This is a genomic window from Kribbella sp. NPDC026596 (genome assembly GCF_040638415.1).
Classification (GTDB): Bacteria; Actinomycetota; Actinomycetes; order Propionibacteriales; family Kribbellaceae; genus Kribbella.
Genome location: NZ_JBEZYF010000147.1, coordinates 1 through 4414, shown reverse-complemented (window position 1 = coordinate 4414; position 4414 = coordinate 1). Strand labels below are relative to the sequence as shown.

Genomic DNA, 4414 nt, shown 5'->3' with positions numbered 1-4414 from the left:
GCCGGGCCTTCGGCGCCGGCGGGTCATGGGGCTTTGACTCCCGGCCTTCCCTCGTCACTCCAGTCGCTTCGCTCCCTCCGCTCCTCAGTCCAGGCCGGGAGGCCCCATGACCAGTCCTGATCTGCTGGCCGGGCGCGAGCGGGCGTTGCGTGCGCTGGAGTTGTCGGTGAAGCGCAAGCTGGAAGGGTTCCTGCACGGCGAGATCACCGGCCTGCGCAGCGGTCCCGGCACCGAGCCCAACGAGGCGAGGCCGTACCAGGCGGGCCAGGACGACGTACGACGGATGGACTGGAACGTCACCGCCCGCTCACTGGAACCGCACGTACGGGCGCCGTTGGCCGAGCGCGAGCTGGAGACCTGGGCGCTGCTCGACGCGTCCGCGAGTATGGATTTCGGCACCGCGCTCAGCGAGAAGCGGGATCTCGCCATCGCCGTGGTCGGGGCGGTCGGGCTGCTGGCCGATCGTCCCGGCAACCGGCTCGGCGTACGCGTTGCGTTAGGCAACGAGCTGCGCCGGCTCCCGGCCGCGGGCGGCGCTGTGCAGCTCCGGCGGTCGTTGCGGACCTTGCTGTCGTTGCCTAGGGCAACGCCGGGCGAGTATCCGCGGACCGACCTCGGCGCCGCGATCACCCGGCTGAACCGTGAGCATCCCCGCCCGGGGCTGCGGGTCGTCGTGTCCGACTTCCATGAGGACAGCTGGGCGGAACCGCTGCGCCGGCTGGCTGCGCGGCACGAGGTGATCGCGGTCGAGGTGCTGGACCCGCGCGAGCTCGAACTGCCCGAGGTCGGCCTGCTCACGCTGGTTGATCCGGAAACCGGCCGGCGGCGCGAAGTCCAGACCGCCGGCAAGAAGCTGCGGCGCCGGTACGCCGAGGCGATGACCGCGCACCGTGAACAGACCACTCAGGCGATCCGGGCCGCCGGTGCCGCGCACCTCGTACTGCGCACCGACACCGACTGGGTCCGTGACGTCGCCGCCTTCGCCACCGCCCGCCGGCGGGCCGGCACCCGGCGGCACCCGACCGGGAGGACCGGTATCCGATGAGATTCGAGCAACCACTGTGGCTCTGGCTGCTGGTGCTGGTCGCCGCACTGGTCGCGGCGTACCTGATCGCCCAGCGCCGGCGGACCAAGTACGCCGTACGTTTCGCGACCCTCCCGATGTTGGAGAAGGTCGCCCCTACGCGGCCCGGTTGGCGCCGGCACGCGCCAGCCGTGGCCTTCCTCGCGGCACTGACCGTGCTGACGATCGCGATCGCGCGGCCGGTCGCGGACATCCGGGTTCCGCGCGAGCGTGCGACGGTGCTGGTCGCAATGGACGTGTCCAACTCGATGGCGGCGACCGACGTGGCGCCGAACCGGTTCGAGGTCGCCAAGCAGGCGGCGGTGGAGTTCGTCCAGGACCTGCCGGCGAAGTTCAACGTCGGGCTGGTGTCGTTCGCCCGGACCGCGACGGTCGTCGCGGCGCCGAGCACGAACCACCAGGCGACGGTCGACGCGATCAACCGGCTGGAGCTGAGTGACAGCACCGCGATCGGGGAGGCCGTCATGACGAGCCTGCAGGCGGTCCGGACGATCGATCCGGACGACCCGCCGCCGAGCCGGATCGTGCTGCTGTCCGATGGCGGCAACACGGCCGGACGGCCGATCGACGAGGCCGCTCAGGCTGCGGAGCAGGCCGGCGTACCGGTGTCGACGATCGCGTACGGGACGCCGCAGGGCACCGTGAACCTCGAGGGCCGGACCATCCCGGTCCCCGCCGACACCGAGGCACTGCAAGGCCTTGCCGACGCGACCAGCGGGTCCTTCTACGCCGCCGAGAGCGACGAGCAACTGCGTGACGTGTACTCCGACCTGCAGTCCTCCATCGGTTGGACCACCGAACCCCGCGAGATCACCAACCTGGTCGCCGGAATAGCCCTGGCCGCAGCCCTCCTGGCCGCCCTCGCCTCCCTCCTCTGGTTCTCCCGCCTCCCGTAAGCCTGAAGGAGCCAGCCATGAGCCCTCACCTCGGAAACCCATTCCGCGGCCCGGACTACGTCCCCGGCCCGCCCCCGGCTTCGCCGGCGCCGGCGGCGCCGGCGGCGTCAGCCGCCGCACCCGCGCGGCAGTCCGGGGCTCCGGCCCCGCCGCCCTCGTTCTCCGTCACCCCGGTTGCCGTCTCGGTTCCCCCCTCTCCGGCGGCGGCACCTCCGGCCGGGGTGACGGACTCCCCGCCACGGACCGGCGGACGCCGGGGCGCCGTCTTCGTCGGAACGCTGGCGCTCTCGATGGTCGCGGGTGGGCTGGCCGGCGCGGTGACCGGTTCGCGGGATCCGCAGTCCGCGGTGGAGTTGCCGCAGGTGGGGGCTCCGCCGGCGGCGGCGGAAGGGTCGATCTCGGCTGCGGCGGCGAGTGTGTTGCCGGGCGTGGTGTCGGTGCGGGCCGGGCGCGCGACCGGGTCGGGGTTCGCGATCGACCAACAGGGGCACGTAGTCACGAACGCGCACGTAGTGGAAGGAGCGAGCGATGTATCCCTGGTCCTGTCGAACGGACGTACCGTCGACGCGGATGTCATCGGATCCGACGAGGACAACGACCTCGCCGTACTCCAGGTCTCGGCAGCCGACACCGAGGGACTGCGTGCGCTCACGCTCGGCCGGTCCGCACAGTTGCGGGTCGGTGACCCGGTGCTGGCCGTCGGGTCACCGCTCGGGCTGGAAGGGACGGTGACCGCCGGCATCGTCAGCGCGGTCGACCGCCAGGCCCGCTTCGGCGACAACGGCACCCGGCAGTCGGCGATCCAGACCGACGCCGCCATCAACCCCGGCAACTCCGGCGGCCCGCTCGTCAACGCCGCCGGTCAGGTCGTCGGCGTCAACACCGCGATCGCGACCCTCGGCACCTCCCGTTCCGGCAACATCGGCATCGGCTTCGCCATCCCGGTCGACCGGATGACCACCATCGTCGAGGACCTGCTGGACTGAAAGCCGCCGGGATCGGACATCTCGTCCTGAGCGGGTGAGGCCGAGGCGCCGGATGGCCAGCACAGTGGGCCGGTAACGGCTCGACCAAACCCGGAGGGCGACATGGGGATGAGCAGGTTCGCGTGGCTGCTCCTGGTACCGGCCGCCGTGGGCTGCCAGATCACGACCCCGACCGCCGAAGAGCCTGCGCCCGTGCAGACCACGCCCGCGCCGACCACACCCGCGTCGCTCGACGAGGTCGATCGCGGGGCGATGAACAAGGACGAGCAAGACGCGGTCGACGCGGTGGACGGATTCTGGCGACGGCACTCGGCCGAAATCCTCGACGAGCCGTATGTCGCGCCGCGCGTCGCCGGTGCGTACGTCGGCACCGACGGACCTTCGTGCGGCGGCGAGCCGTCGGTGGCATTCAACGCGTTCTACTGTCACCCGGGCGACTTCCTCGCCTGGGACGAGAACCTGATGGCGGCCGGCTACAACCAGATCGGTGATGCCTGGGTCTACCTGATCATCGCCCACGAGTGGGGACACGCTATCCAGGCACGGCTGAACTCCGACCTGGTCTCGGTGCAGGCGGAGCTTCAGGCGGACTGTTTCGCCGGGGCCGCGCTGCAGGGTGCGGCGGACGACAGAGTGCTCGCCTTCGAACCAGGCGACGCCGAAGAGCTCGCTCAGACGCTCGCGGCGGTCGCGGACGATTACCCCTGGACGACGGAGCGAGACCACGGCAACGTACAGCAGCGAACGCGGGCGTTCAGTACTGGCGCCACCGGCGGAGTCACCGCCTGCATTCCGTGATACCCGGCGCGTTCAGGCCGTGCACCCTACAGTTGGAGGATGGTGTACTTCGGTGGAGTGCTGGGGCTGATCGGGATCCTGACCCTGGTATTCCGGGACGGGGATGTTGCCGGGCTGCCGGCCGCCGGGGTCGGCGGAGGTCTGCTGGTGCTGGGCCTCGGGATCGGCGCCCTGGGAGTGGTCTGGCGGCGGCGGGCGCGGCGGAAGAAGATCGCGCGGGGCGAACCGGTGCCGGAGGGGGACATCTTCCAACGGGCCCGGGCGCTGCCCCGGCTGCTGCGAGACGTCCGGCAGGGGACGTACGCCGACCTGCCGAGGAACCGGACGTTCCTCTGGGTGCTCGCGATCGTCTACCTGATCTCGCCGATCGACATCCTCCCGGACCTGCTGCCGATCATCGGTGTGACCGACGATGCCGGCGTGCTGGTCTGGCTGCTGACCAGCGTGTCTACCGCGACGGGTCTCTATCTCCACAGGGAACGAGAACGTCAGCGGGAAGGTCTGCCGGGTCGTCGGGATTTCGGTAGCGGCGGAGCCAGTCGGTGATGTCGGCCGCGGCCTCCTCGGGGTGCTCGTAGGCGAACGACTGCAGCGGATCCGTCGGCGCCGCCGGCTCGACGAGCCGGGCCGCGGCGGGCTCGACGAGCCGC

The 4414-nt window shown here is 71.3% G+C and carries 5 protein-coding genes; all 5 read left to right on the top strand.

Annotated elements, in window-relative coordinates; all coding sequences use genetic code 11:
- The first annotated feature begins 106 nt into the window (after positions 1-106).
- The 5 genes from AB0E63_RS46250 to AB0E63_RS46230 all read left to right on the top strand — a co-directional run bounded on the left by AB0E63_RS46250 (position 107) and on the right by AB0E63_RS46230 (position 4310).
- Positions 107-1045, top strand: coding sequence for a DUF58 domain-containing protein (locus AB0E63_RS46250; protein WP_360381239.1), 939 nt, complete (start codon positions 107-109; stop codon positions 1043-1045).
- Positions 1042-1980, top strand: a complete 939-nt coding sequence (locus tag AB0E63_RS46245; protein ID WP_360381236.1) for a VWA domain-containing protein — start codon at positions 1042-1044, stop codon at positions 1978-1980. The genes AB0E63_RS46250 and AB0E63_RS46245 overlap by 4 nt, the downstream gene beginning before the upstream one ends.
- Positions 1981-1997: 17 nt before the next feature.
- Positions 1998-2966, top strand: a complete 969-nt coding sequence (locus AB0E63_RS46240) for a trypsin-like peptidase domain-containing protein (protein ID WP_360381233.1) — start codon at positions 1998-2000, stop codon at positions 2964-2966.
- Positions 2967-3074: 108 nt separating this feature from the next.
- Positions 3075-3764 (top strand): neutral zinc metallopeptidase, encoded by a 690-nt coding sequence (locus AB0E63_RS46235; RefSeq protein ID WP_360381231.1) that lies wholly within the window; start codon positions 3075-3077, stop codon positions 3762-3764.
- A 39-nt stretch (positions 3765-3803) separates the two neighbouring features.
- Positions 3804-4310, top strand: a complete 507-nt coding sequence (locus AB0E63_RS46230) for a DUF1232 domain-containing protein (RefSeq protein WP_360381228.1) — start codon at positions 3804-3806, stop codon at positions 4308-4310.
- The last annotated feature ends 104 nt before the right edge of the window (positions 4311-4414 follow it).